This is a genomic window from Microbacterium neimengense, from assembly GCF_054782995.1.
On record NZ_BAAGRK010000015.1, the window covers coordinates 484,867 to 511,453 of the forward strand.

Genomic DNA, 26,587 nt, shown 5'->3' on the forward strand with positions numbered 1-26,587 from the left:
ATCAGACGCCGACGTGCTTCTGGTACCGGATGATCGCCGCGAACTCGTCGGCGACCAGGCTGGCACCGCCCACGAGCGCGCCGTCCACGTCCGGCTGGCGCATGAACGTGGCGATGTTGCCGGACTTGACGGAACCGCCGTACAGAACGCGGGTGCGCGCGGCGGCGTCCTCGCCCAGCACCTCGGCGACGACGCCGCGAAGCGTCGCGCATACGTCCTGCGCCTGCTCGGGAGTGGCCGCCTGGCCGGATCCGATGGCCCAGACGGGCTCGTACGCGACGACCACGTCGGCATCGGCCGAGACGCCCTCGAGGGCGACGCGCAGCTGGCCGACGGGTACGGCGCTCGCACCGAACTCCTCCAGGTCCTCCGCGGTCTCGCCCACGCAGATGACCGGGCTCAGACCGTGGCGGAGAGCCGCCTGGACCTTGGCCGCGACGACCTCGTCCGTCTCGTTGTGGTACTCACGACGCTCGGAGTGACCGATGATCACGTACTTCGCATCCAGCTTCGCCAGAAAAGCGCCGGAGACCTCACCGGTGTACGCGCCGGCGTCGTGCGTCGACAGGTCCTGCGCGCCGAGGGCGAAGGGGATCTTGTCGGCGTCGATCAACGTCTGAACCGTGCGAAGGTCGGTGAACGGCGGGAAGACCGCGACCTCCACGCTGTCCTCGTCGTGCTTCGCGTCCTTCAGCGTCCAGTACAGCTTCTGGACGAGCGCGACCGCCTGCAGGTGGTCGAGGTTCATCTTCCAGTTTCCCGCGATGAGCGGGGTACGCGTCACTGCCATCCGAGGACCTCCAGTCCGGGGAGCTTCTTACCCTCGAGGAACTCGAGGCTGGCCCCACCACCGGTGGAGATGTGGCCGAACTGATCGTCACGGAAGCCGAGCTGGCGCACAGCCGCAGCGGAGTCTCCCCCGCCGACGACCGAAAGGCCGTCGACCTCGGTCAGTGCCTTCGCGACCGCGCGGGTGCCGTCGGCGAACGCGGCCATCTCGAACACGCCCATCGGGCCGTTCCAGAACACGGTCTTGCTCGCCGCGATCGCTGCCGCGAACGTCTTCGCCGTCTCCGGACCGATGTCCAGCCCCAGACCCGACGCACCGAACGGGGTGTCCTCCAGGGCATCGACTGCGGCCACCACGTGCTCCGCATCCGCCGAGAAGGATGCAGCCACGACGGCGTCCACGGGGAGCACGATCTTCACGCCGCGCTCCTCAGCGGCGGCCAAGTAACCCTTGACCGTGTCGATCTGGTCCTTCTCAAGCAGGCTCGCACCCACCTTGTGGCCGAGAGCAGCGAGGAACGTGAACATCATGCCGCCGCCGACGAGGAGCGTGTCAACGCGAGGCAGGAGGTGCTCGATCACGCCGAGCTTGTCGCTCACCTTCGAGCCGCCGAGCACGACCGCGTAGGGCCGCTCGGGGTTCTCGGTCAGGCGGTCGAGAACATCGACCTCCTTCTCGATGAGCAGGCCCGCAGCCGAAGGCAGGAGCTCGGCGAGCTCGTACACGCTGGCCTGCTTGCGGTGCACGACACCGAACCCATCGGAGACGAGAGCGTCGCCGAGCTCCGCGAGCTCCTGTGCGAAGGCGCGACGCTCGTCCGCATCCTTCGAGGTCTCTCCCGGGTTGAAGCGGAGGTTCTCAATGATCGCGACGTCGCCGTCGTCGAGCGAGGCGACCGCCTCCTGTGCCGAGACACCCACGGTGTCACGTGCGAAAGCGACGGGCTTGCCGAGCAGCTCGGACAGTCGCTGCGCGACCGGCTCGAGGCTGTACTTCGGGTTGGGTTCGCCGTCGGGACGTCCCAGGTGGGAACAGACGACGACGCGGGCGCCCTGGTTGATCAGGGCGTTGAGAGTCGGCAGCGTAGCCCGCACGCGACCGTCGTCCGTGATGACCCCGTCCTTGAGAGGAACGTTGAGGTCAGCACGGACGACGACGCGGCGGCCTGCGAGCGACCCCAGCGAATCGAGGGTGCGCAGTGCCATGATATGGATCAGAGACGCTCGGCGACGTACTCGGTCAGGTCGACGAGACGGTTGGAGTAACCCCACTCGTTGTCGTACCAGCTCGAGAGCTTCACCTGGTTGCCGATCACGCGCAGCAGACCTGCGTCGAAGATCGACGAGTGCGGGTCGGTGACGATGTCGCTGGAGACGATCTCGTCCTCGGTGTACTTCAGGATGCCCTTGAGGGGACCCTCGGCAGCAGCCTTGTACGCGGCCTTAATCTCGTCGACGGTGACCTCGCGCGACGCCTCGACCGTGAGGTCGGTGATGGAGCCGGTGGGCACGGGCACGCGCAGCGCGAAGCCGTCGAGCTTGCCCTTGAGCTCGGGCAGCACCAGGCCGATGGCCTTGGCGGCACCGGTGGAGGTGGGAACGATGTTGATCGCGGCGGCACGCGCGCGACGCAGGTCGCTGTGGGGGCCGTCCTGCAGGTTCTGGTCGGCCGTGTAGGCGTGGACCGTCGTCATGAGACCGCGCTCGATGCCGAAGTTGTCGTTGAACACCTTCGCCAGCGGGGCGAGGCAGTTCGTGGTGCACGACGCGTTCGAGATGATGACGTCGGTCTCGGGGTTGTAGTCGCCCTCGTTGACGCCCATGACGATGGTGACGTCGTCACCGGTCGCGGGGGCCGAGATCAGGACCTTCTTCGCGCCGCCGGCGATGTGCTTCTTCGCGTCCTCGGCCTTGGTGAAACGGCCGGTGGACTCGATGACGATGTCGACGCCCAGCTCGCCCCAGGGGAGGTTGGCAGGGTCGCGCTCGGCGAGCACCTTGATCTTGTGACCACCGACGGTGATCGAGTCCTCGTCGTAGGTGACCTCTGCGTCCAGACGACCCGTGATGGAGTCGTACTTGAGCAGGTGGGCCAGAGTCTTGTTGTCGGTGAGGTCGTTCACCGCCACGATGTCGAGGTCCGCACCCTGCGCGAGCGCTGCGCGCAGGTAGTTGCGTCCGATGCGGCCGAAGCCGTTGATGCCGATCTTGACAGACACGGTGTCTCCCGTTTTCTCGTCGCGCCGCAGCGCCTTTTCCATCCCGGGTTGTCCTCCCGGGGTGAGCCGTGCGTGGGTGCGCATCGACTCGGAGAGGGGGATGCCGGAGCCCCCGCACGGCGAGGGCTCCGAGGCATCCTCACCTGATCATGACCCTACCAGCAGGCCTGCCGTCTTCTCTCGCGCCGTAACAAAGCGGGACTGGACGTTGGACCAGTCGGCGATGTTCCAGAACGCCTTCACGTAGTCGGCGCGGACGTTCTTGTAGTCGAGGTAGTACGCGTGCTCCCAGACATCCAGCAACAGCAGCGGAATGCTGCCCGCGGCGAACTGCGACTGCTGGTCGAAGAACTGCTGGATGATGAGGTTCTCACCGATCGAGTCCCAGAACAGACCCGCCCAGCCGGAGCCCTGCACGCCGAGAGCGGCCGCGGTGAAGTGGGCCTGGAACTTGTCGAACGAACCGAAGTGGTCGTCGATGGCGGCCTCGAGCTCGCCGGTCGGCTTGTCGCCGCCGTTGGGCGAGAGGTTCGTCCAGAAGATCGAGTGGTTGGTGTGACCGCCCAGGTTGAACGCGAGGTCCTTCTCGAGCTTGTTCACGTTCGCGAGGTTTCCGCTGTCGCGGGCCTCCGCCAGCTGCTCGAGCGCGGTGTTCGCGCCCGTGACGTAGGCCTGGTGATGCTTGCTGTGGTGCAGCTCCATGATCGTCGCGCTGATGCTGGGCTCGAGCGCGGCATAGTCGTAAGGGAGCTCGGGCAGCGTGTACTTCGCCATGTTCTCTTCCTCCTGTCGGGCGCAGCGCCGAACGCCTCGGCGATGCGGGGATGACGCCTTCATCCTACTGAGGCACAACCGAGCGGGGCAGGGGTTGATTCCTCGGATGACGTGTCCCAGACGGCGGTGGCTATTCCTTCGCGGCGGCGGGCACGGCCGACTCCGTGTCCGGCAGGCCCTCGGTCTCCGCCTTCTTGTCAGCCATCGCGAGCAGTCGACGGATGCGGCCGGCCACGGCGTCCTTCGTCAGCGGCGGCTCGGCGTGGTGCCCGAGCTCGTCCAAGCTCGCATCACGGTGCGCGAGACGGAGCTCGCCCGCGGCCCGCAGGTGTTCGGGGACGGTGTCGCCCAGGATCTCCAGCGCCCGCTCCACGCGCGCGCACGCCGCGACGGCGGCCTGCGCGGAGCGACGGAGGTTGGCGTCGTCGAAGTTCACGAGGCGGTTGACCCCCGCGCGGACCTCGCGTCGCTGGCGCAGCTGCTCCCACTCCTGAGCGGCCCGACGCGCACCCATCTCGTGCAGCACGGCACGGATCGCGTCGCCCTCTCGGACGACGACACGCGGAAGCCCGCGCACCTCACGCGCCTTGGCAGCGATCCCGATGCGGTGGGCGGCACCCACCAGAGCCATCGCGGCCTCACCCGAGGGGCAAGCGATCTCCAGGGCCGCCGAGCGGCCGGGGTCGCTGAGGCTTCCGGCGGCGAGGAAGGCCCCGCGCCAGATGGCGGCGAGATCGTGCCGAGCACCCGTCGTCAGACGATTCGGCAGACCGCGGACCTGGCGACGACGCTGGTCGAGCAGTCCCGTCTGGCGGGCGAGTGTCTCCCCGCCCTCGATCACACGCACCGCGTACGTGGTGCCCGGACGCCCCGATGTGCCCTGGACGTGCGCGAGCTCGGGCCGCACCCCGTACAGGTCGACGAGTTCGCGGGCCACGCGTCGGGCAAGGGCCTCGGAATCGACCTCCGCCTCCACTGCGACGCGACCCGCGATCGCGTGCAGCCCACCGGCGAACCGCAGGATGGCGGTCAACTCGGCCACGCGGGCGCTCGGACGCGGATCGCGACCGGCGATCAGTTCGGCCTTCACATCGGCGGTCAGCGGCACGGTACTCCTTGTGGGAATGGGGAACGGGACGACGTTCCAGCCTACTCTCGCCCCAGGTCCCGATGTGTGACGCCGACGGCCACATCCGGCATCTCGGACAATCGTGCAGCGAGCTCCCGCGCCATGACGACGGACCGGTGTTTGCCGCCCGTGCAGCCGATGGCGATGATCGAGTGCCTCTTGTTCTCCCGCTGGTAACCGGCGATGACGGGCGCCAATGCCGCCGTGTACGCGTCCAGGAACTCGCGCGCCCCTGGCTGCGAGAGGACGAACTCACGCACCGCCTCGTCCTCGCCCGTGAGCGGACGCAGCTCGTCCGTCCAATAGGGATTCGGCAGGAAGCGCATATCGGCGACGAGATCCGCATCCACCGGGAGTCCGTACTTGAAACCGAAGCTCATCACCGAGACGGTATGCAGCGGGCTTCCCTCGGCGGAGAACAACTCGGCCACTCGGGTGGTGAGCTGGTGGATGTTGTACGACGAAGTATCGATGATGAGGTCGGCGCTCTCGCGCAGCGGAGCCAGGCGCTGACGTTCCCGATGGATCCCGTCGATGATCGTCCCGGTGCTCTGCAACGGATGCGGTCGTCGCACCGCTTCGAACCGCCGCACCAGCACCTCGTCGCTGGCGTCGAGGAACACGATGCGCAGGCGTCGATGCGCACGGAGGGCGTCGGCGATCTCAGGCACGCGGCCGAACAGTTCACGACCTCGCACGTCGACGACGACGGCCACGCGGGGCACCGCCCCGCCGGCCAGTTCGGAAAGCTCGAGCAGCGGACGCAGCATCTGGGGCGGGAGGTTGTCGACCACGTACCAATCGAGGTCCTCGAGGGCGTTGGCGACCGTCGAGCGTCCCGCGCCCGACATGCCGGTGACGATCAGCACCTCGCCGGTGGTCGCCGTGTCCGGGTCCGTCATCCCACTCCCCTGTCCGCCTCGCCCAGACTATCGACTCGTCAGGTGCTCATGCACGGCCGTCGCCAGCTTCGGCCCGATGCCGGGGAGCTCGGCGATCTGCTCCACGGTCGCACCACGCAGTGCGGTGACCGAGCCGAAGTGACGCAGCAGAGCGCGGATGCGCGCGGCACCGAGGCCCGGCACCTCTTCGAGCACACTGGAGATGTCTCGGCGCCGGCGCTTGCGTTGATGCGTGATCGCGAACCGGTGCGCCTCGTCGCGCAGGCGCTGGACCAGATACAGTGCCTCGGAGGTACGGGGCAGGATGACGGGGTACTCCTCCCCCGGCAGCCAGATCTCCTCCAGCCGCTTGGCGATACCGCACAGCGCGATCTCGGTGTGGCCGGATTCCTCCAGCGCACGGGCGGCCGCCGCGACCTGCGGCTGGCCGCCGTCCACGATCAGCAGTTGGGGCGGGTAGGCGAACCTCGGACGCTTGCGCACGGTCGCCACTTCGCCGTCGGCGGATGCCTGTTCGGGATCGATCGCCGCGGCGGCGACCTCGACGTCGTCCGCGTCCTCCGGCCGGTCGAGGTGAGCGAGGCGACGGGTGAGGACCTGGTAGAGCGAGTCGGTGTCGTCCGTCGTCTCCGCGACGGAGAAGGATCGGTACTGGTCCTTGCGCGGCAGACCGTCCTCGAACACGACCATCGAGGCGACCACGTTGGTCCCGGCCAGATGCGACACGTCGAAGCACTCGATGCGCAGCGGCGCCGTCGCGAGCCCCAGCGCTTCCTGGAGGTCGGTCAACGCCTGCGTCCGGGCGACGTAGTCGCTCGTGCGCCGGGTCTTGTGCAGCATGAGCGCCTGCTGGGCGTTGAGGGTGGCGGTGCGCATGAGATCGGCCTTGCCGCCGCGCTGGGCGACCTGGATCGTGACGTTCTTGCCGCGCTTGTCGCGCAACCACTGCTCGAGCTCGGTCACGTCGTCCGGAAGAGCGGGCACCAGCACCTGCTTGGGGATGTCGGCGGCCGCCGCATCCCCGTACGTGCGCTGCAGCACCTGGTCCACGAGCTCGGCGCCGGAGATGTCGATCTCCTTCTCGATCGTGGTCGCGCGCACACCGCGGACACGACCGCCGCGCACCACGAAGTGCTGCACCGCGGCAGCCAACTCGTCTTCGGCGATGCCGAACAGATCTGCATCCGTATCGTCGGAGAGCACGAGCGCGCTCTTGCCGAGCACCGCTTCGATCGCCTGCAGCTTGTCGCGGTAGCCGGCAGCCGCCTCGTAGTCCATCGCCGCGGCGGCCTCCCTCATCCGCGCCGTCAGAGCCCTCGCGAAGCGCTGGTCGCCGCCGGCCATGAACGCGATGAAGTCGTCGACGATGGCGCGGTGCTCCTCGATCGTGACCTTCATCGAACACGGACCGCCGCAGCGGCCGATCTGTCCGGGGAAGCAAGGGCGTCCTGTCGCCATCGCCTTCTTGTAGGACGCGTCGGAGCAGGTACGGATCGGGAAGACCTTGATCATCAGGTCGATGACGTCGTGCACGGCCCACACCTTCGGATACGGACCGAAGTACTTCGCTCCCTTGATCCGCCGGTTGCGCGTGACGATGACGCGCGGTGCCTCGTCCGCCAGAGTGATCGCCATGTACGGGTAGGACTTGTCGTCCTTGTAGCGCACGTTGAAGGTCGGCGAGAACTCCTGGATCCACATGTACTCCAGCTGCAACGCCTCGACGTCGCTGCCGACGACCGTCCATTCGACCGAGGTCGCTGTCGTCACCATGCGGCGCGTGCGCTCATGCAGGGTGTGCAGCGGAGCGAAGTAGTTCGACAGCCGTGCCCGAAGGTTCTTCGCCTTGCCGACGTAGAGGATGCGGCCCTCGGCGTCACGGAAGCGATAGACCCCGGGGCTCGTGGGGATCTCCCCCTGTTTGGGCCGGTACGGCAGCACGTTCAGCCGGCCTCGCGCTGCTCGGCGACGCCCAGCACCTCCGCGAGGAACGCGCCGGTGTGGCTCTCGGGGACCTGGGCGACCTGCTCCGGCGTCCCGGTCGCGACGATCGTCCCTCCCCCTGAACCGCCCTCGGGTCCGAGGTCGATCACCCAGTCGGCGGACTTGATCACGTCGAGGTTGTGCTCGATCACGATGACGGTGTTGCCCTTGTCGACGAGGCTGTTCAGCACCTCGAGCAGCCGGCTCACGTCCTCGAAGTGCAGACCCGTCGTCGGCTCGTCGAGCACGTAGATGCTGCGCCCGTTGGAACGTCGCTGGAGCTCGGTCGCGAGCTTCACGCGCTGCGCCTCGCCACCCGACAGCGTCGTGGCGGACTGTCCGAGACGGACGTAGCCGAGGCCCACATCGACGAGCGTCTTGAGGTAGCGGTGGATCGCCTGGATCGGCTCGAAGAACTCCGCGGCCTCGGCGATCGGCATCTGCAGGACCTCGGCGATGTTCTTGCCCTTGTAGTGCACCGTGAGCGTGTCACGGTTGTAGCGCTGACCGTGACAGACCTCGCAGTCGACATACACGTCGGGGAGGAAGTTCATCTCGATCTTGATCGTGCCGTCGCCCGAGCACGCCTCGCAGCGCCCGCCCTTGACGTTGAAGCTGAAGCGCCCCGCCTGGTAGCCGCGCGCCTTGGCCTCGAGGGTCTCGGCGAAGAGCGTGCGAATGCGGTCGAACACACCGGTGTAGGTCGCGGGGTTCGACCGCGGGGTGCGACCGATCGGGGCCTGATCGACGTGCACGACCTTGTCGAGGTTCTCCAGGCCCGTCACTCGGGTGTGCTTGCCGGGAACGCGACGTGCGCCGTTCAGCCGCGATGCGAGCACCTCGTAGAGGATGCCGTTCACGAGCGAGGACTTACCGGAACCACTGACCCCTGTCACGGCCGTCAGCACGCCCAGCGGGAAGGTCGCGGTGACGTTCTTGAGGTTGTTCTCACGCGCGCCCACGACCGAGATCTGGCGCTTCTTGTCGATCTTGCGGCGCTTGGCCGGCACCGCGATGGCGCGTCGACCGGAGAGATATGCGGCGGTGAGCGACTCGGGCTCCTCGAGCAGTTGCGGGTAGGTGCCGGAATGCACGACGCGCCCACCCTCGACGCCCGCGCGCGGGCCGATGTCGACGATCCAGTCCGCAGCCTGGATGGTCTCTTCGTCGTGCTCGACCACGATGAGCGTGTTGCCGAGGTTCTTGAGCGCCAGCAACGTCTCGATGAGCCGCCGGTTGTCGCGCTGATGGAGACCGATCGAGGGCTCGTCGAGCACGTAGAGCACGCCGGTGAGGCCGGAACCGATCTGCGTCGCGAGCCGGATGCGCTGCGCTTCGCCGCCGGAGAGAGAGCCTGCGGCTCGGGACAGACTGAGATAGGTGAGCCCGACCTGGATGAGGAAGTTCAGCCGGGCGCGGATCTCGCGGAGCACGGCGGCAGCGATCTTCGCCTCGCGGTCGGTCAACTCGAGGCCGTCGAAGAAGCCCTGCGCGTCGATGAGACTGAGGCTCGAGGCGTCCGCGATCGAGTGGCCGTGCACCTTGACCGCGAGCACCTCGGGCTTCAAGCGCGTGCCGTCGCAGACCGGGCACGGCACCTCGCGGAGATACTCGCCCCACCGCTGCCGGGCGCTGTCGGACTCGGCCTGCTGGTACTGACGCTCGATGTAGGGAACGACGCCCTCGAACCCAGAGGTGTAACGCATCTCGCGGCCGTAGCGGTTCTTCCACTTGACGGACACCTTGAAGTTGTCGCCGTGCAGCACCGCATCCTTGACGTCCTGCGGGAGCTTGCGCCAGGGCGTGTCGAGCGAGAAGCCGAGGTCGGAGGAAAGCCCTTCGAGCAGGCGTTCGTAGTACTGAAACAGCCCCTTGCCCTGCGTGGTCCACGGCACCAGGACGCCCTCGCGGATCGAGAGGTCTTCGTCGCCGAGCATGAGCTCGACATCGACCGACATCCGCGTGCCCAGGCCGGAGCACGTCGGGCACGCGCCGAACGGAGCGTTGAACGAGAACGTCCGCGGCTCGATCTCGGTGAGCTGGAGGGGGTGACCGTTCGGGCACGCGAGCTTCTCGCTGAAGTTCTGCCATGCGTCGTCGCCCTCTTCGTCGACGAAGTTCACCTGCATGACGCCGCCTGCGAGGCCGAGCGCGGTCTCGACGGAGTCCGTGACGCGCGAGAGGATGTCGGCGCTGGCGACGAGTCGGTCGACGACGACGGCGATGTCGTGCTTGTAGCTCTTCTTCAGTGTCGGCGGCTCGGACAGCTGGATGAGCTCCCCGTCGACCACCGCCCGCGCGTAGCCCTTTGCGCTGAGCTCCTTGAAGAGGTCGACGAACTCCCCCTTCTTCTGCGTGACGACCGGCGCCACGATCTGGTAGCGCGTGCGCTCGGGCAGCGTCATCAACTGGTCGGCGATCTGCTGGACCGTCTGACGCTGGATGACCTCGCCGCACTCGGGACAGTGGGGGACGCCGATACGCGCCCAGAGCAGGCGCATGTAGTCGTGGATCTCGGTGATCGTGCCGACCGTGGAGCGGGGGTTGCGGTTGGTCGACTTCTGGTCGATCGACACGGCGGGGCTCAGCCCCTCGATGAAGTCGACGTCGGGGCGATCCACCTGCCCCAGGAACTGGCGCGCGTAGGAGCTCAGCGACTCGACGTACCGACGCTGCCCCTCGGCGAAGATCGTGTCGAACGCGAGACTCGACTTACCGGATCCGGAAAGACCCGTGAAGACGACGAGGCAGTCGCGGGGGATGTCGAGGTCGACGCCGCGCAGGTTGTGGACTCGGGCGCCACGGACACTGAGAGTTCCGGCGTCGTGGGCGAGTTCGGAGACAGGCGAGATGGGCACCACGCAAGTCTAGGCAGGGCCACGGACACGGGCTCCGAGCTTCGCCGAGAGCGCACGGTCGTGTACGGGGGCGGTCAGAGCTCGGGGCGTCGGCCGGCGAAGGGCGCCAGCGAATCGCGCAGCGCCGCGATCTGAGAAGCGTCCATGCCCACGCGGTCCATGATCTGCTGCGGCACGCGAAGGGCCGCCTCACGGAGCCGGCCGCCGGCGTCGGTCAGACCGATCTCCAGCACGCGCTCGTCGTCGGCGCGACGAGCGCGTGTGACTCTCCCCTGCGCTTCGAGCCGCTTCAGCAGCGGGGACAGGGTGGCCGGTTCCATCGCCAACTCTTCCGCCAACTCCCCCAGGGTGCGCGGCGATCGTTCCCACAGGGCGAGCAGCACGAGGTACTGCGGGTGCGTGAGGCCGAGCGGTTCCAGGACGGGTCGGTAGATGGCGACGACATTCCGGGCGGCCGTCACCAGGGCGAAACAGAGCTGGTTCTCGAGCCGGAGCAGATCGTCGGTCATCGCACCATCCTACAGATTAGTTAGTACACTAATTGTTATGGCACATAAGAACCCGCGTCCACCGCTGCGAGAGCGCGTGCGCGAGGCAGGCGGTTGGTACGCCTGGATCAACCGCACGCTCATCCGCGCGGCGGGTCCGGCATCCGTAGGCCCCTACGAGACCACGCCGGAACCGGTGCGCACGGAACGCCCGTGTCCGTTGTGCGGCGCCCCGATGTCGACGCACACGTTCGACCGATCCGGCCCGAAGCCGATCATGCACTGCCCCTGAATAATGAGCGCGTCCGCACCCCGGACTGATCCGCCCGCACCGCCGCCGTCTGAGCCCGCGATACGCTCCGATCAGGCGTGGCCGGCGCGCTCCATCGCGCGAAGCTCCTTCTTCAGGTCTTGGACTTCGTCGCGCAGTCGGGCGGCGAGCTCGAACTTCAGCTCCGAAGCTGCGGCCAGCATCTGATCGGACAGATCGGAGATCGTCGCCTCCAGCTGCGCAGCACCCTCGGCCGCGATGCCCTCGCGACGCAGGTTCGGCGTGGGCGATTTCCCCTTGCCCTTGGGGTCGCGGGACAGCATCGCCTTCGTGTCGGCGCCCTCGCGGATCAGGGCGTCGGTGATGTCGGCGATCTTCTTTCGCAACGGCTGCGGGTCGATGCCGTTCGCCGTGTTGTATGCGATCTGCTTCTCACGGCGCCGCTCGGTCTCATCGATCGCGTTGCGCATCGAATCGGTGATCTTGTCGGCGTACATGTGCACCTGACCGGACACGTTGCGCGCGGCGCGACCGATCGTCTGGATCAACGAGGTTCCGCTGCGCAGGAACCCCTCCTTGTCGGCGTCGAGGATCGACACCAGCGAAACCTCCGGCAGGTCGAGGCCCTCGCGCAGCAGGTTGATGCCCACGAGTACGTCGTACACGCCCGCGCGCAACTCGCTGAGCAGCTCCACGCGCCGCAGCGTGTCGACGTCGGAGTGCAGATACCTGACGCGGACGCCGTGTTCTCCGAGGAAGTCGGTGAGCTCCTCCGCCATCTTCTTGGTCAGCGTCGTCACCAGCACACGCTCGTCGCGCTCGACCCGGAGCCGGATCTCTTCGAGCAGATCGTCGATCTGGCCCTTCGAAGGCTTGACCACGATCTCGGGATCGACGAGACCGGTGGGGCGGATGATCTGCTCCACCACCCCGTCTGCGATGCCCATCTCGTACCGACCGGGCGTCGCCGACAGGTACACCGTCTGACCGATCCGGTTCTTGAACTCGTCCCACCGAAGGGGACGATTGTCCATGGCCGACGGCAGCCGGAACCCATGCTCGACGAGCGTGCGCTTGCGTGACGCGTCCCCCTCATACATCGCCCCGATCTGCGGCACCGTGACGTGCGACTCGTCGATCACGAGAAGGAAGTCGTCCGGGAAGAAGTCGAGCAGCGTGTGCGGGGGCTCCCCTGGTGCGCGCCCGTCCATGTGGCGCGAATAGTTCTCGATGCCTGAGCAGAATCCGAGCTGCTGCAGCATCTCGAGATCGAAGGTGGTGCGCATGCGCAACCGCTGCGCCTCCAGAAGCTTCCCCTGTGACTCGAACTCCTTCAGCCGCTCGGCCAACTCGGTCTCGATGGTGCCGATCGCGCGCTGCACCACATCCGTGCCTGCGACGTAGTGCGACGCGGGGAAGATCGGAACCGAGTCCATCCGTTCGACGATCTCCCCGGTCAGCGGATGCAGGGTGTACAGCGCCTCGATCTCGTCCCCGAAGAGCTCGATGCGGATGGCGTACTCCTCGTAGACCGGGATGATCTCGATCGTGTCGCCGCGCACCCGGAAATTGCCGCGCGAGAAGTCGACGTCGTTGCGGTTGTACTGCATCGCGATGAACTGCCGGATGAGAGCGTCGCGGTCGTAGCGCTCCCCCACCTGCAACGCCACCATTGCACGGAGATACTCCTCCGGGGCGCCCAGACCGTAGATGCAGGAGACGGTCGACACCACGACGACGTCCCGTCGACTCAGCAGGGAGTTCGTCGTGGAATGGCGCAGGCGCTCCACCTCGGCGTTGATCGACGAGTCCTTCTCGATGAACGTATCCGTCTGCGGGACGTACGCCTCGGGCTGGTAATAGTCGTAGTACGACACGAAGTACTCGACGGCGTTGTGGGGCATGAGCTCTCGGAACTCATTGGCGAGCTGTGCGGCGAGGGTCTTGTTGTGGGCGAGAACGAGCGTCGGACGCTGCACCTGCTCGATCAGCCAGGCCGTCGTCGCTGACTTTCCCGTGCCGGTGGCGCCGAGCAGCACGACGTCGGTCTCGCCGGCGTTGATGCGGGCGGCGAGGTCGGCGATCGCGGCCGGCTGGTCGCCGGACGGCACGTACTCGCTGATGACCTCGAAAGGGCGAACGGATCGTGTGGTCTGCACCGTTCCAGCGTAGGCGGGACCACGGACATCGGGGGCGGTCAGCCGCGCAGCCGCTCCCACAGCTCGTCGGTCTGCGCGATCGTCTCCGTGAGAGAACCCGACGTGTCGATCACCACGTCGGCGACGGCGAGTCGCTCCTCGTCCGAGACCTGGGCGGCGATCCGCGCGCAGGCGTCGTGCGCGCTGGCGCCGCGAAGCTCCACGAGCCGACGCTCACGCACCGCAGCCGGCGCATGGGCCACCACGATCGCCTCCCATGGATCGTCGACGCGCGCCTCCACGAGCAGCGGCACGTCGTACACGACCACCGCATCGGGATCCTCGGCGAACGCCCGCTCGAACCGTTCGGTCGAGGCCTGCCGCACCGCCGGATGCACGATGGCGTTCAGACGTTCCCGCGCCGCATCGTCGGAGAAGACGATCGCGCCCAGCGCTGCGCGATCGAGCGACCCGTCGCTCTGGATCACCCCGGCCCCGAACTCGGCCGCGATCCGATCCAGCACCGGAGACCCCACCGACTGCACCTCTCGCACGATGGCATCGGCATCCACGATGACCGCGCCGTGCTCGGCGAGACGCCGTGCGATCGTGGATTTGCCGGACGCGATCCCGCCGGTCAGTGCGATGAGAGGCATGCCTCGAGCATGCCACGCTCTCACGCCGGGTCCTGCTCCGTGTACGAGAGGCCGCCGAACAGCACGGAGGACTCGACGCTCGTGGCGGACTCGTCGGCCGCCAGGCGTGCGCTGTGCACCAGGGCCTCCGTCCGATAGCCGACAGTCTCGGTCAGGGCGACCCCGACGCCGACGGACGGGATGACTGCGCTGCTCACGGCGCCGAGTGCCTCCAGCACGCCGCGATAGATCACGGCGGCCTGCCTGCGCGCCTCCGCCGCAGTGGCCGCGCGCGTGACGACGACGAGCGCATCCGCGCCGTCCTCCCCGACGAGCGCGAACGAGGGCGCATACCGCCGCACGCTCCGTCTCCAATGATGCAGCACGTCGCCCGCGACGTCTGCGCCGAATGCCGTGCGGATCTCCGCCAGATCTGCCACACGCACCGCGACGGTCGAGACCAGCTCGCCGCGCCATTGGGCGCGCTCGATGACATCCGCCATCGCCGTACGAAGCGTCGCCGCCAGAAGGATGCCGTCCGAGGTGACCCCCCTGCTGGTCATCCACGCGAAGGAGCGCAGCTCGACCTGCGCCGCTCTGAGCACCGAGACGACCACGACAGCGACGACGGTCAGGACGACGGTGAAGTAGTTGGCGACGACCGAGCCGAACGCGTCGAGGAAGAGCGGGCTGTCCGCACCTGCGACGACGAAGACCACGCAGCGAACGAGATAGAAGCCCGCCATCACCAGGAAGACGACGGCGAGCACCGCGGCGGTACCGAAGCGGCGCATCGGCGCACGGAGGGTCTCTATCGCGGCGAGCGTGGAGAACACGACGAGGCCGATGCCCATCGTCAGCCATCCGGCCCAGTCTCCGCCGTCCGGTCCCTCTACGACAACGGCGCCGGCTACGGTCAGCGCACCGAGCACTGTGACCGCCGTCGCCGAACCCATCCGCCGCTCGTTGAAACTGCGTGAACCGAGCCACATCACCGCCGTCGTCGTGACGAACAGCGCGTTTCCCACCGCGATCGGCAGCATCTCGCCGAAGCCGGCTGCCCACATGCTGTAGGCGACGGTTGTGGCCATCCCGCACAGGAACGCGATCGACCACACGCGGCCGGGACCGTGATCGCGGCGCAGAATCGTGTCGATGATGAAGACGGCCCCGGCGACATTGCCTACGAGCGCGGTGAACAACGACGCGGTGAACAGATCGACGTTCATCCCGCTTCTCCCGTCTCCTGGAGCGGTGCAGCGGGCGAAGTGACGGAGCGCTCGTCGACGGGAAGCTGCACCATGAAGGTCGATCCCAGCCCTCGGCTCGTGCGCACGGTGATGTCGCCGCCGTGCGCACGAACGATCTCGCGACTGATGGAGAGGCCCAGGCCCGTCCCCTCCACATCCGTCCGCGCACGGAAATAGCGCTCGAACAGGCGGTCCAGATCCGGCTCCGCGATCCCCGCCCCGGTGTCTCGCACCAGGATCCAGGTGGAGCTGCCGTCTGTGGTGCAGCCGAGGAAGATGGCGCCGCCGTCGCGGTTGTACTTCACGGCGTTGCTGACGAGGTTGTCCATGACCTGTCGCAGCCGCAGCGGGTCGGCGAACGCACCGGCGGGTTCGATCCCGGACGTCTCGATCGTCAGCGCCCGCTCCGCCGCCCGCGGACGCCAGGCCTCCGCCGTCGCCGCTACCAGTTCTGCGACATCGATCGGTTCGGGCGAGATGGTCATGTCGACGGACAGGCGCGAGGCACTGGAGGCTGCGAGGATGTCGGCGACGATCTCGAGGAGGCGCTCGCCGTTTCGAGCAGCGATCTCCAGCGAGCGGCGTGCCTGATCCGGGTCGTCGAGCGTGTCCAGCGCGAGATCGAGGTAACCGAGCACCGATGTCAGGGGCGTGCGCAGCTCGTGCGATACGGAAGCGACGAGCCGATCTCGGGCACGCAGTGCCGTCATCTCCGGGGTCACAGCCCGCGCGATCAGCACGGCGCCCGTATCCGCACCCTCGGCGTCATGCATCCGGCGCACCGTGATGCTCATGGCGTGACGGCGTTCGTCGGGGTGGCCGAACCACACCACCTGATTCTCGAACACCTCGCCCGCAAGCGCCCGGAGCAGCGGCCGCTCCGCACGGGGCAACGGCGTCACGCCGTCGGCGCGGTATGCGTTCTCGATCTCCCGGCTGCGGGACCCGAATCCGGGGATCGTGTTCTGGAATCGTCCCAGCGCCTCGTTGACCACGGAGACCGTGCCGTCGGGGGCGATACGCAGCACACCGAAATCCACCGCGTCGAGCACATCGATGATGAGTTCCTCCTGGCGCTGGGCGCGCTGCAGCGCTCCGCTGAGCAGCGCCGCCTGCTTCTCGAGCAGATGCGCTTGAGCTCGCTGACGTCGTGAGGAGATGTAGGTGGTCGTTGCGACTGCGAGAACGGCGACGGGGAGCAGGAACGTCGTGTACCCCCAGACGGTCGTTCCCCCCGTCACGATGATGACCGCATAGGTGGCGGTGATGATCGTGAATTGGAGGACGAATCCCACGCTGCCCAGAGTGGCCAGCCACATGGCGGGAAAGACCCACATGAGTCCGAGCCCGCTCATGGGCTCGGCGACGCGCATCACGGCGATGCCTGCGATGTCCGCGATGGGCAAGACGTAGAGGGCGGTCCGAGGGATGCGGGTCCACGGTACGGCCAGAGTCGCCGCTCCGACGGCGAAGACGATGACGACCCCGACGAGGAACAGGCTCTGGTTGCGAAGCGTCGACGAGAAGATCCCCACCGTGGCCACGACGAGAACCAGCGCGCAGAGCACGAGCTGGTTCAGGACAGCGGTGCGTCCCCGAGCCGCGAAGGTGCGGGGCGCACGTGATCCTGCGACTCTCGCGTGCAGGAATCCGCGTACACCTCTGCCCCGACCGGGAGCAGCATCGCTGTGCATATCGTGGACACTATCGCTCCGTCGGCTCCCCGGGGAACGCGGGAGCGCCGACCCCCCGTGCCTGCGCGAAGACGACGGAGGTCTCGTCGCTCTCGGAGGCCTCGACCGCGGCGATCGTCGCCGCTTCCACGAGGACCTCGGGTCCGTAACCCAGCGTCTGGCTGAGCGCGACACCCACCCCCACACCGGGCACGACGATGCCCCGGGCGTCCACGAAGCGCTCGATCACGCCGCGGTAGATGAGTCCGGCCTGGCGGCGCGCATCGGAAGGGCTGGATGCGGTCGTGGCGACGAGGATGATGGTCCGGTCATCTGTGGCGCCCACCGCCGCTACGGGCGACGCGAACTCGCGCACGGCAGACCGCAGGACGCGAGTGGTGGCTTCGGCGACCTCCTGCCCGAACGACGCCGTGATCGCTCCGACGTCCTCGACGATCACGGCGATAACGACGACGAGTTCCGTGCGATGCGCAGCTCGGCGGAGGATCCGCCGCAGCATCGCGAGGAACGCGGACGCCGCAAGGACCTCGTCCACCGCGGCGGAGCCCGCCGCATGCTGCTCGGTGACCAGCACGGCGCGAAGCATGAAGAGCGTCAGGGAGGAGACGGTTCCCAGCACCAAGACCACCAGAGTCAGCGAGATCGGACCGAACCAGGCCGCGAAGACGGGGCTGTCCTCTCCTGCGGTGAGAGTGACGACCGCGCGCGTCACGTGATAGGCACCGAAGAGGGTGGTGGCCCCCACGAACACCCACGTCGCGACATGAGGCCTCGTCCGCGGGCCGACGGCATGGATGATCGCCCCCACGCACAGTCCGGCAATGGCGAGGCTGTACCAGAGAACACCCGTCTGCCCGCCCGCGGCCGGCTTCTCGACGACGGTGACCGCCGCGACGAGGAAGGCGAGGGACACGACCATGAGCGCGGGACCGGCGACCTCCTCGCCGTTGTACGCGCGGAATCCCATCAGGACGCAGCCCGCAGCGCCCACCGCCGCTGCGTTGCCGAGGGCGAGAGCCCACACGTTGGTCCACTCGGAGGCGTCGAACAGACCGATCACCACCGTGCACACGACGGCGATGATCTGCAGCAGGAAACCGATGCCCCACAGTTGCGACCCGCCCCCGTAGCGCCGCGAGAGCGTTGTCGCGATGTAGGTCACAGCGATGGTGACCACGGCGATCGCGGTGAAGATGCCCGCGGTGATGGGGTCGAGCGTCATGTCACCTGGTCCTCTTCGCGTCGCGATGCGCCCGTTCCGGTGATCGTGATGATCGCGTCGGGATCATCCAGCGACTCGGCGCTCGCCGGAAGCTGCACGCTGAAGGTCGAACCGACGCCGGCCGTGCTGGTGACGATGATGTCCCCGCCGTGCGCGCGCACGAGTTCGCGGCTGATCGACAGCCCCAGCCCCGTTCCCGTCGACGTGTCGGCGACACGGAAGAAGCGCTCGAAGAGCCTGCCCACGTCGCTCTCGGAGACGCCGACGCCGGTGTCGGTGACCGTGATCAAGGTCGTGATCCCGTCCGAGGTCGTGCTGAGCGTGACGCGTCCGCCGTCTCGGTTGTACTTCACCGCGTTGCTGACGAGGTTGTCGATGACCTGCCGCATGCGGAGAGGATCGGCATACGCCGGCGCCGGGCGCACGCCCGCCATATCGATGGCGATCGCGCGCTCCGCTGCCGCGGGAGCCCAGGACTCGCCGCTCGCACGCACCACGTCGGCAATGTCGACGTCCTGCTGCGAGATCGTCAGGTCCGCCGACATCTCGGACGTGCTCGACGCTGTCAGGATGTCGGAGACGATCTCCAACAGGCGCGAGACGTTCCGCTCGGCCACGTCGAGGTAGCCGCGCGCACGTTCTGGCACATCGGGGTCCTCGACCGCGAGCTCGAGATAGCCGATGATCGAGGTGAGCGGCGTGCGGAGCTCGTGTGAGACCGACGACACGAGCGAGTCGCGCGCACGCAGAGCCGTGAGCTCCGCCGTGACATCACGCGAGACGATGACCGCACCGTTATCGGAACCGTCGACGGCGCGCGTGCGTCGCGCCGTCACGCTGAGAGCTCGGCGACGCGGTCCGTCGCCGCCGAACCACACGAGCTGATTGTCGAAGACCTCGCCTCGGGCCGCGCGCGCGAAGGGTGTGTCCTGCCGGTCCACGGGCGTTACTCCGTCGGCTGCGAAGGCGGCGTGTCCGCCGCTCGAACCGGCCTCCGCGGAGCGGGCGGCGCGTTGCAGTCGTGCGTGCGCCTCGTTCGCGACGGTCGTGGATCCGTCGGTCGCGAGCCGGATGACACCGAAGTCGATCGTGTCCAGCACCTCGGCCAGCAGTTCTTCCTGCTTCTGGGCGCGGCGCAGGGTGCGTGCCATGGTGCGGGTCTGGCGGGTGAAGAGCAGCCGTTGCGCCGTCATCTGCCGCCCGAGCGCGAGACTGATGGTCGCGACGACCACGATCATCAGCGGAAGACTGAAGGTCACGTATCCGACATCCTGCCGGGGGTCGACGATCGCGGTGGTCACAAGGATGGCGGGAGCGACGATGATGCCGACCAGGTAGCCGCCGATGCCGAAGTAGATCGCGAGCCAGATCGCGGGGATGAAGAACAGCACACCGAACCCGCCGGAGGGCAGCGACTGGCGCAGCAGCGCGATGCCGAGCAGGTCAATGATGGGCACGGCCATGATCCACCACGCCGATACCCGGGCCCACGGCACCAGGAGCGCCACCCCGCCCGCTCCGAGCACGACGATCGCACCCAGCCAGAACAGACCCAGGTCACCGGCGTAGCCCCACGGCACCGCGATGACGACGTAGACGAGCACGACGGCAGCGAGGCTCAGCTGCAGAGTCGCCGTCGTCCGCGCCCGACCGGTGTCGAGGAAGGGCGGCAACGCGAAATGACGACCGAACCCCCGGATGCGACGAAGGATGCGACGCGAGTCGACGACATGCTCGGCGACGGGGTACGCGTCGCCGACGTCGCTGGTGCTCATGAATCCGACGTTATCGCGACCCGGCGCCACACGCCGACGCGACGTCCGCCTCGGCGCCCGATCAACGACCTCCGCGGTGGAGCGTCATCGGGGGGTCGGGTCGGAAATCGGCGGGTCGTCGACCGCGTCCGCCGCGGCGTACTCCGCGATCAGACGATGCTCGCCGCTGCGTGCAGGCAGGAGCACACGCACGAGGAGCGCGCCGGAGACGATGGCCACGGCGCCGACCGCGTACGACCACAGTGCGCCGTCGACGAGACTCTGCGTCGCGGCGGCCACGATCTCGGTGCGGTACTGCGGAAACTGCTCGGCCACGTGCAGCGCTGAGGCGAAAGAGGCCTGCAGCGCGGCCTGCACCTCCGCGGAGACCTGCGAAGCAGAAGGCGAGGCGGCGATGGCCCGACCGAACGCACCGGCGAATCCCGTGGCCAGGATGGCGCCCAACAGCGCCTGCATGATGGAACCGCCCAGGTCGCGCTGGAGGTCGGAGGTCGCGGACGCCATACCCACCCGCCGTACCGGCGTCGCATCAGTGAGCGACCGGGACGCGGGGGTCATCGCGAACCCGGCGCCGACCCCGATCGTGAAGAAGCCCGCTCCGATCAACCAGTAGGGCGTCTCCTCGCGCCAGAACAGCGTCGTCAGGAACCCGACGAACACGAAGGCGTATCCGGCGAGCATCGTCGCGCGCGAGCCGCGTGTCGTGACCATGCGCGCCGACACCGGCGCCGCGATCAGGAGCCCTGCCGCAGCCGGCACGACCGCCAGACCCGCTTCGAGCGTGTCGTAGCCGAGGATGTTCTGCAGGAACTGCTGACCGACGAACATCGCTCCCATCAGCGAGCCGAAGACGATCATGCCCGCAAGCGCGGGCACCCAGAACATCCGCCGACGGGCGATGGCGAGGTCGTACAGGGGTGAAGCGGTGCTCCGCTGACGACACACGAAGAAACCGAGCAGCACGACGGCGAGAGCGAGACTCACGCCCCCTGCGAAGCGCTGCTCGGGTGCGGCGATGATCCCCACTCCCACCACGAGAGCGGCCACACCGAACACCGACAGCACGCCGCCGACGTGATCGACCGGTTCGGTCGATTCGCGGATGTGGCTGGGGACGACGGCGAGCACCAGGACGAGTCCGACGGCGGCGATGGGCGCGGCCAGCAGGAAGGCCGCCTGCCAGTGGAAGATCTCCAGCACCAAGCCGGCCGCCACCGCACCGAGCACGCCGGCCATCGCGCTGACGCTGGACCACAGGGCGATCGCCCCCGTACGAGCGGGTCCGCGCGACCACAGAGCCGTGATCAACGACAACGTGGTCGGGTAGGCCATGCCCGCAGCGACGCCGGTGAAGACGCGAGCGGCGATGAGCCACTCGAGCGACGGGGCCGCGGCGGCCGCGAAACTGGCGATGACGGTCAGCGCGAGCCCGAGCACCAGCATCTGCTTGCGGCCGTAGCGGTCCGCGAGGGCGCCGAGGTACAGCACGGACATCGCGAGGCCGAGGGAGCATCCGAGCGCGACGAGATTCAACCCGGTCTGGCCGGCGGCGAAATCGTCGCCGATCTCCGGCAGTGCGATGTTCGCCGCAGCGAGATTGAGGTTGCATACCAGCGCCGCGAGCACGAGAGCGGCGAGCACCAGTGCCGGGCGCGGCGGGACGCCGCTCCCCTCGTCGACGCCCACCGGGCGCTCCCCCGTCATGAGCCCACCCTAGCGGCGTCGTGAGAACGAGAGAGGGCCGGGATCCGAAGATCCCGGCCCTCTCTCATGAGGATGTCAGTCGATCAACGACCCGACAGCTTCTCGCGCAGAGCCGCGAGAGCCTCGTCGTCGGCGAGGGTGCCCGCGGGGCCCGACTCGCTCGAGTAGGAGGACGAACCGCTGGCCTCGACGGCGCCGACGTTGTTGGCCTCCGCCTCCTGGGCCTTGATGACGGCAGCCTTGTGAGCTTCCCAACGGCCCTGAGCAGCGGCGTACTCCTGCTCCCAGGCCTCGCGCTGAGCGTCGAAGCCTTCCTTCCAGGCGTTGGTCTCCGGGTCGAAGCCCTCGGGGTACTTGTACTCGCCGTTCTCGTCGTACTCCGTGACCATGCCGTAGAGGGCCGGGTCGAACTCGGTGCCGTACGGGTCGACCGATTCGTTCGCCTGCTTGAGCGAGAGCGAGATGCGGCGACGCTCGAGGTCGATGTCGATGACCTTGACGAAGACCTCTTCGCCCACCGAGACGACCTGCTCGGCCAGCTCGACGTGCTTGCCCGAGAGCTCGGAGATGTGCACCAGGCCCTCGATGCCGTCCGCGACGCGGACGAACGCACCGAACGGAACCAGCTTGGTGACCTTACCGGGCGTGACCTGGCCGATGGCGTGGGTACGCGCGAAGACCTGCCACGGGTCCTCCTGGGTCGCCTTCAGCGACAGCGAGACGCGCTCGCGGTCGAGGTCGACCTCGAGGATCTCGACCGTAACCTCCTGGCCCACCTCGACGACCTCGGAGGCGTGCTCGATGTGCTTCCAGGAGAGCTCGGAGACGTGCACGAGGCCGTCCACGCCGCCCAGGTCGACGAACGCACCGAAGTTGACGATCGACGAGACCGTGCCCTTGCGGACCTGACCCTTGTGCAGGTTGTTGAGGAAGTTGGAGCGCGACTCCGACTGCGTCTGCTCGAGCAGAGCGCGACGCGACAGGACCACGTTGTTGCGGTTCTTGTCGAGCTCGAGGATCTTCGCCTCGAGCTCCTGACCGAGGTACGGGGTGAGGTCGCGGACGCGGCGCAGCTCGATGAGCGATGCGGGCAGGAAGCCGCGCAGGCCGATGTCGACGATGAGGCCACCCTTGACGACCTCGATCACCTGACCGGTGACGACGCCGTCGTTCTCCTTGATCTTCTCCACGTCGCCCCACGCGCGCTCGTACTGCGCACGCTTCTTGGACAGGATGAGGCGACCTTCCTTGTCCTCCTTCTGGAGAACCAGGGCCTCGACGTGGTCGCCGACGTTGACGACCTCGTTGGGGTCCACATCGTGCTTGATGGAGAGTTCGCGCGAGGGGATGACGCCCTCGGTCTTGTACCCGACGTCGAGGAGGACCTCGTCGCGGTCGATCTTCACCACGGTGCCCTCGATGAGGTCGCCGTCGTTGAAGAACTTGAGGGTCTTCTCGACCGCGGCCAGGAAGTCCTCGGCAGATCCGATGTCGTTGATCGCGACCTGCTTGGTGGCCGGGGCGGTCGTTGCGGTAGTCATGTAGTGGGTAGTCCTTGTTGGATTGGGGTCTCAGGCTCCGAACGCACGCGCATGCGACGGACGGAGCGGATTGTCTGGTTTCTTGTCACCCTGCGCGCACCGTCAGGCGCGCCACACGAGTGACGATCAAGGCTATCAGAGCCGGGCACCGTGATCCAGCGCTCCGGAGAGCGCCGTGATGCGGCGTCATCGATGCTCGGCGCCTGCCGCGCCGGTCAGTACGACCCCGACGCGATCGCCCCCTCCACCACGGCACGCGTGCTCGAGAGACCGAGGCGCGTGGCGCCGGCTGCGATCATCGCCTCGGCATCCTCGCGCGTGCGAATGCCGCCCGATGCCTTGACCTCCAGCCGGTCCCCCACTGTCTGCTTCATCAGCTCGACCGCGTGGACGGTGGCACCGCCCGCGGGGTGGAAGCCGGTGGATGTCTTGACGAAGTCGGCGCCGGCGCGCTCGGCCGCCTGCGAGACTGCCACGATCGCGTCGTCGCTCAGTGCCGCTGACTCGATGATGACCTTGAGTACCACCGGCACGGGAGCGGCCTCGCGCACCGCGCGGATGTCCGACTCGACCGCGTCGTAGCGTCCCTCGATCGCCGCACCCACATCGATCACCATGTCGATCTCGTCTGCACCCTCGGATGCGGCCAGTGCGGCCTCAGCCGCCTTGATCTGCGAATGGTGCTTGCCGCTGGGGAAGCCGACGACCACGGCGAGCTTCAGCCCGTCCGGGATGCTGACCGGGAGCACCGAGGGAGACAGACACACGCTGTAGGCGCCGAGCGCCGCAGCCTCCGCGATCGTCGCCTCGACATCCGCCGTGGTGGCTTCGGGCTTGAGCAGCGTGTGGTCGACGTATCGGGCGATGTTCTCGGTCATGCCTTCATGTTCTCATCCGCGGCGGTCCTCGCGGATCGGCCGGGCCTGCGCATAACCGCCGCGCGTGCGGCACGCCAGCCGACCAGGAGGACTCCGAGGGTGAGCGACGCGACCACGACGAATGCGGGAGCCGTCCCCTGACCGACCAGCATGCGCAGCAGCATGCCCCCTGCCACGGTGACGATCCAGACGGGCACCCCCGCACGGAGGACTGCGAACGGCCGTCGCCAAGCGAGCGAGATCCCCCAGCCCGCGGCGAGTGCGACGAGGAACGGCCACGCCGTGACGAGCAGATCCCCCAGCGGGGACTCGTCGTGACTCGCGCGACCGATGGCACAGAAGACGACCACCACCAGGACGTCCGCCACGGCGGCGAGGAGGATGCGTCGACGGGCACGGCTGAGCACGTCTCCAGAGTAGGGCGCCCGCACTCCGGCGACGGCGTACAGTGGTCGGCGTGATTCGTGAGATGCAGCCCGCAGGGCGTCAGGAGGTCCCCGGCGCGCACCGCGCCGGCGACAGATGAGGGTCGAGCCCCGCGGGCTCCTCTGCATCTGCGTCGACCGCCGGTCGATGTCCGCCCGCCGCTTCGGCGGCACGCACACGAAGGCACCCTCATGATCCCTTTGGACGATGCCCGCATCCGGGCCAGTTTCGTCAACGCATCCCTGCGCGAGCGCAAGGCCGTTCTTCTTCCGCCGACTCTCGAGACCGTGTCGTGGGACGACCTGGACTATCTCGGCTGGCGCGACCCCAAGCAACCCAAGATGGGCTACGCGGTCGCCGAGGTCGAGGGCGGTCCGGTCGGCGTGATCCTGCGCGAAGCCGACAGCCGCCCTCGCACGCGAGCCCAGTGCGCGTGGTGCAACGACGTCGAGCTGCCGAACGACGTCGTGCTCTTCGTCGCGCGCCGCGCAGGTGACGCCGGCCGCCGCGGCGACACGGTGGGAACCCTCGTCTGCGCCGGCTTCGAGTGTTCCCGCAACGTCCGACGCCTGCCACCCTCCGCCTACCTCGGTTTCGACCGTGAAGCGGCGCGACGGCGACGCATCGAAGCCCTCCGCGAGAACGTCACGGCTTTCCTGCGCGAGGTGCGGGGCTCCGCCTGAGGCGGATCAGCCCTCGCCCAATCGACGCAGCGCCTCTCCCGTGAGGCGCTGCGTCGTCCAGTCCTCCATCGGCGTCGCGCCCAGTGAGCGGTAGAAGGCGATCGCCGGCGCGTTCCAGTCCAGCACCGTCCACTCCAGACGCGTGTACCCGCGGTCGACGCACAGCGCCGCCAACGACCCGATCAGCGCCCGACCCAGCCCGCGTCCCCGCTCCGAATCGGCGACGAAGAGATCCTCGAGCCAAATCCCGTGCCGGCCCGTCCACGTCGAGTAGGAGAGGAACCAGATCGCGATCGCGACGATGTCGCCGCCACGTTCCACGACATGCGCGTAGACGCGCGGCTCTGGTCCGAACAGAGCCTCGGTCAGCGCCTCGTCGGTGTTCGCGACCGCATCCGGTTCGTTTTCGTACCGGGCGAGATCGTGGATCCGAGCGAGGATCCCGGACTCGTCACCGGGACGCGCGGCGCGCAGTCGAGCGCCGTCGGGCAGATCCAGAGGCAGAGACATGTGTCGAGTCTGACGCATCAGATCGGCACATCGAACTCCCGCGAACGATCCCACTGCTCCGTCCAGCCCAGGCGATCGAAGACGGCATCCAGCAGCAACGCGGTGAAGCCCCAGACGAGAAACTCCCCCGCGGCATCCTCCACGAGGAACGCGGGTCCGCGCCACTCGCGTCCATCCCGTCGCACGATGGTCACGCCCCGCCGAGCGGGATCGAGCAGATCCGCGACCGGGGCTCGGAAGACCGCGGCCGATTCGGCGACGTCCACCACGCGCACCGGCGACGGCTTCTGCCACCACGCGAGAACGGGGGTGACGACATGTCGCGAGAACGCGAGGGGGACGGCGGGAAGAGCACCCAGAACCTCGACGCCTGCAGGATCCAGACCGGTCTCCTCACGCGCCTCGCGCAGTGCCGCAGCGACGGGACCGTCGTCGCCGGCCTCGAGACGGCCGCCGGGAAAGGACACCTGACCCGGATGGGCACGCAGTGTCGCCGCCCGCGAGAGCAGAAGCACATCGAGGTCGGCAGACACCGCGTCGTCCGCCGCAGTACGGATCGCGGGATGCGCATCGAGCACTCCGAACAACATGAGCACCGCGGCCGCGCGATCTGTCGAGGCCGGGGCCGGGAGTTCAGCGACCCGGAAACCCTCCGCGTTCCGCGCGAGTGCTGCGAGTTCGGCTCGCGCCCCGCCCGCCCCGCCCAGAGCTCTCATGT

General features: G+C 68.0%; 23 protein-coding genes. 2 read left to right on the plus strand and 21 right to left on the minus strand.

The features are described from left to right. Position 1 precedes the first annotated feature (1 nt). From tpiA to ACYVJS_RS12960, 9 genes are all read right to left on the minus strand, one after another. Positions 2–790: a triose-phosphate isomerase gene (gene tpiA, locus ACYVJS_RS12920; protein ID WP_460740307.1), complete on the minus strand. Its 789-nt coding sequence runs from the start codon at positions 788–790 to the stop codon at positions 2–4. Further along, on the minus strand, positions 781–1,995 hold the full coding sequence (locus tag ACYVJS_RS12925; protein WP_460740308.1) for a phosphoglycerate kinase: 1,215 nt from the start codon (positions 1,993–1,995) through the stop codon (positions 781–783). Before ACYVJS_RS12925 ends, tpiA begins: the two co-directional genes overlap by 10 nt. Positions 1,996–2,003: 8 nt before the next feature. Further along, positions 2,004–3,008: a type I glyceraldehyde-3-phosphate dehydrogenase gene (gene gap, locus ACYVJS_RS12930; RefSeq protein WP_137417061.1), complete on the minus strand. Its 1,005-nt coding sequence runs from the start codon at positions 3,006–3,008 to the stop codon at positions 2,004–2,006. Between the two features lie 147 nt (positions 3,009–3,155). Next, positions 3,156–3,782: a superoxide dismutase gene (locus ACYVJS_RS12935; protein WP_460740309.1), complete on the minus strand. Its 627-nt coding sequence runs from the start codon at positions 3,780–3,782 to the stop codon at positions 3,156–3,158. A 130-nt stretch (positions 3,783–3,912) separates the two neighbouring features. Continuing rightward, the gene (whiA, locus tag ACYVJS_RS12940) at positions 3,913–4,890 is read right to left on the minus strand and encodes a DNA-binding protein WhiA (RefSeq protein ID WP_460740311.1); all 978 of its coding nucleotides are present in this window, start codon (positions 4,888–4,890) and stop codon (positions 3,913–3,915) included. Between the two features lie 41 nt (positions 4,891–4,931). Continuing rightward, complete coding sequence (gene rapZ / locus ACYVJS_RS12945) at positions 4,932–5,813, minus strand: RNase adapter RapZ (RefSeq protein ID WP_460740312.1); 882 nt, start codon at positions 5,811–5,813, stop codon at positions 4,932–4,934. A 27-nt stretch (positions 5,814–5,840) separates the two neighbouring features. Next, the gene (gene uvrC / locus ACYVJS_RS12950; RefSeq protein WP_460740819.1) at positions 5,841–7,760 is read right to left on the minus strand and encodes an excinuclease ABC subunit UvrC; all 1,920 of its coding nucleotides are present in this window, start codon (positions 7,758–7,760) and stop codon (positions 5,841–5,843) included. Next, positions 7,757–10,654: an excinuclease ABC subunit UvrA gene (uvrA, locus tag ACYVJS_RS12955; RefSeq protein ID WP_460740313.1), complete on the minus strand. Its 2,898-nt coding sequence runs from the start codon at positions 10,652–10,654 to the stop codon at positions 7,757–7,759. Before uvrA ends, uvrC begins: the two co-directional genes overlap by 4 nt. A gap of 74 nt (positions 10,655–10,728) precedes the next feature. Then, on the minus strand, positions 10,729–11,163 hold the full coding sequence (locus ACYVJS_RS12960) for a MarR family winged helix-turn-helix transcriptional regulator (protein ID WP_460740314.1): 435 nt from the start codon (positions 11,161–11,163) through the stop codon (positions 10,729–10,731). A 37-nt stretch (positions 11,164–11,200) separates the two neighbouring features. Here ACYVJS_RS12960 and ACYVJS_RS12965 point away from each other — a divergent pair, with 37 nt between their 5' ends. Then, positions 11,201–11,434 (plus strand): hypothetical protein, encoded by a 234-nt coding sequence (locus ACYVJS_RS12965; protein ID WP_460740315.1) that lies wholly within the window; start codon positions 11,201–11,203, stop codon positions 11,432–11,434. Positions 11,435–11,505: 71 nt separating this feature from the next. Here ACYVJS_RS12965 and uvrB read toward each other — a convergent pair whose 3' ends face one another. From uvrB to ACYVJS_RS13015, 10 genes are all read right to left on the minus strand, one after another. Next, positions 11,506–13,572 carry an excinuclease ABC subunit UvrB gene (uvrB, locus tag ACYVJS_RS12970; RefSeq protein WP_460740316.1) on the minus strand — a complete coding sequence of 689 codons (2,067 nt, stop codon included), beginning with the start codon at positions 13,570–13,572 and terminating at the stop codon, positions 11,506–11,508. Between the two features lie 38 nt (positions 13,573–13,610). Further along, positions 13,611–14,207, minus strand: coding sequence for a dephospho-CoA kinase (gene coaE, locus ACYVJS_RS12975; protein WP_460740317.1), 597 nt, complete (start codon positions 14,205–14,207; stop codon positions 13,611–13,613). A gap of 20 nt (positions 14,208–14,227) precedes the next feature. Next, positions 14,228–15,415, minus strand: a complete 1,188-nt coding sequence (locus tag ACYVJS_RS12980; protein ID WP_460740318.1) for a diguanylate cyclase — start codon at positions 15,413–15,415, stop codon at positions 14,228–14,230. After that, positions 15,412–17,130 (minus strand): ATP-binding protein, encoded by a 1,719-nt coding sequence (locus ACYVJS_RS12985; protein ID WP_460740319.1) that lies wholly within the window; start codon positions 17,128–17,130, stop codon positions 15,412–15,414. Before ACYVJS_RS12985 ends, ACYVJS_RS12980 begins: the two co-directional genes overlap by 4 nt. Positions 17,131–17,140: 10 nt before the next feature. After that, the gene (locus tag ACYVJS_RS12990) at positions 17,141–18,352 is read right to left on the minus strand and encodes a hypothetical protein (protein ID WP_460740320.1); all 1,212 of its coding nucleotides are present in this window, start codon (positions 18,350–18,352) and stop codon (positions 17,141–17,143) included. Continuing rightward, a complete protein-coding gene (locus ACYVJS_RS12995) occupies positions 18,349–20,127 on the minus strand; it encodes a sensor histidine kinase (protein WP_460740321.1) in 1,779 nt (592 codons plus the stop codon). Before ACYVJS_RS12995 ends, ACYVJS_RS12990 begins: the two co-directional genes overlap by 4 nt. Before the next feature lie 84 nt (positions 20,128–20,211). Next, the gene (locus ACYVJS_RS13000) at positions 20,212–21,831 is read right to left on the minus strand and encodes an MFS transporter (protein ID WP_460740322.1); all 1,620 of its coding nucleotides are present in this window, start codon (positions 21,829–21,831) and stop codon (positions 20,212–20,214) included. An 83-nt stretch (positions 21,832–21,914) separates the two neighbouring features. Next, positions 21,915–23,372: a 30S ribosomal protein S1 gene (gene rpsA / locus ACYVJS_RS13005; protein WP_344228269.1), complete on the minus strand. Its 1,458-nt coding sequence runs from the start codon at positions 23,370–23,372 to the stop codon at positions 21,915–21,917. Between the two features lie 215 nt (positions 23,373–23,587). After that, positions 23,588–24,250 carry a deoxyribose-phosphate aldolase gene (gene deoC / locus ACYVJS_RS13010; protein ID WP_460740323.1) on the minus strand — a complete coding sequence of 221 codons (663 nt, stop codon included), beginning with the start codon at positions 24,248–24,250 and terminating at the stop codon, positions 23,588–23,590. Then, the gene (locus ACYVJS_RS13015; protein WP_460740324.1) at positions 24,247–24,657 is read right to left on the minus strand and encodes a DUF3054 domain-containing protein; all 411 of its coding nucleotides are present in this window, start codon (positions 24,655–24,657) and stop codon (positions 24,247–24,249) included. The genes deoC and ACYVJS_RS13015 overlap by 4 nt, the downstream gene beginning before the upstream one ends. Positions 24,658–24,867: 210 nt before the next feature. Between ACYVJS_RS13015 and ACYVJS_RS13020 the strand changes: the two genes are divergently transcribed. After that, the gene (locus tag ACYVJS_RS13020; RefSeq protein WP_460740325.1) at positions 24,868–25,359 is read left to right on the plus strand and encodes an FBP domain-containing protein; all 492 of its coding nucleotides are present in this window, start codon (positions 24,868–24,870) and stop codon (positions 25,357–25,359) included. Positions 25,360–25,365: 6 nt separating this feature from the next. Here the strand turns inward: ACYVJS_RS13020 and ACYVJS_RS13025 are convergent, their stop codons facing one another. Next, positions 25,366–25,869: a GNAT family N-acetyltransferase gene (locus ACYVJS_RS13025; RefSeq protein ID WP_460740326.1), complete on the minus strand. Its 504-nt coding sequence runs from the start codon at positions 25,867–25,869 to the stop codon at positions 25,366–25,368. 17 nt (positions 25,870–25,886) lie between these two features. Beyond that, positions 25,887–26,585 (minus strand): NUDIX hydrolase, encoded by a 699-nt coding sequence (locus ACYVJS_RS13030; RefSeq protein WP_460740327.1) that lies wholly within the window; start codon positions 26,583–26,585, stop codon positions 25,887–25,889. Positions 26,586–26,587: the final 2 nt, after the last annotated feature.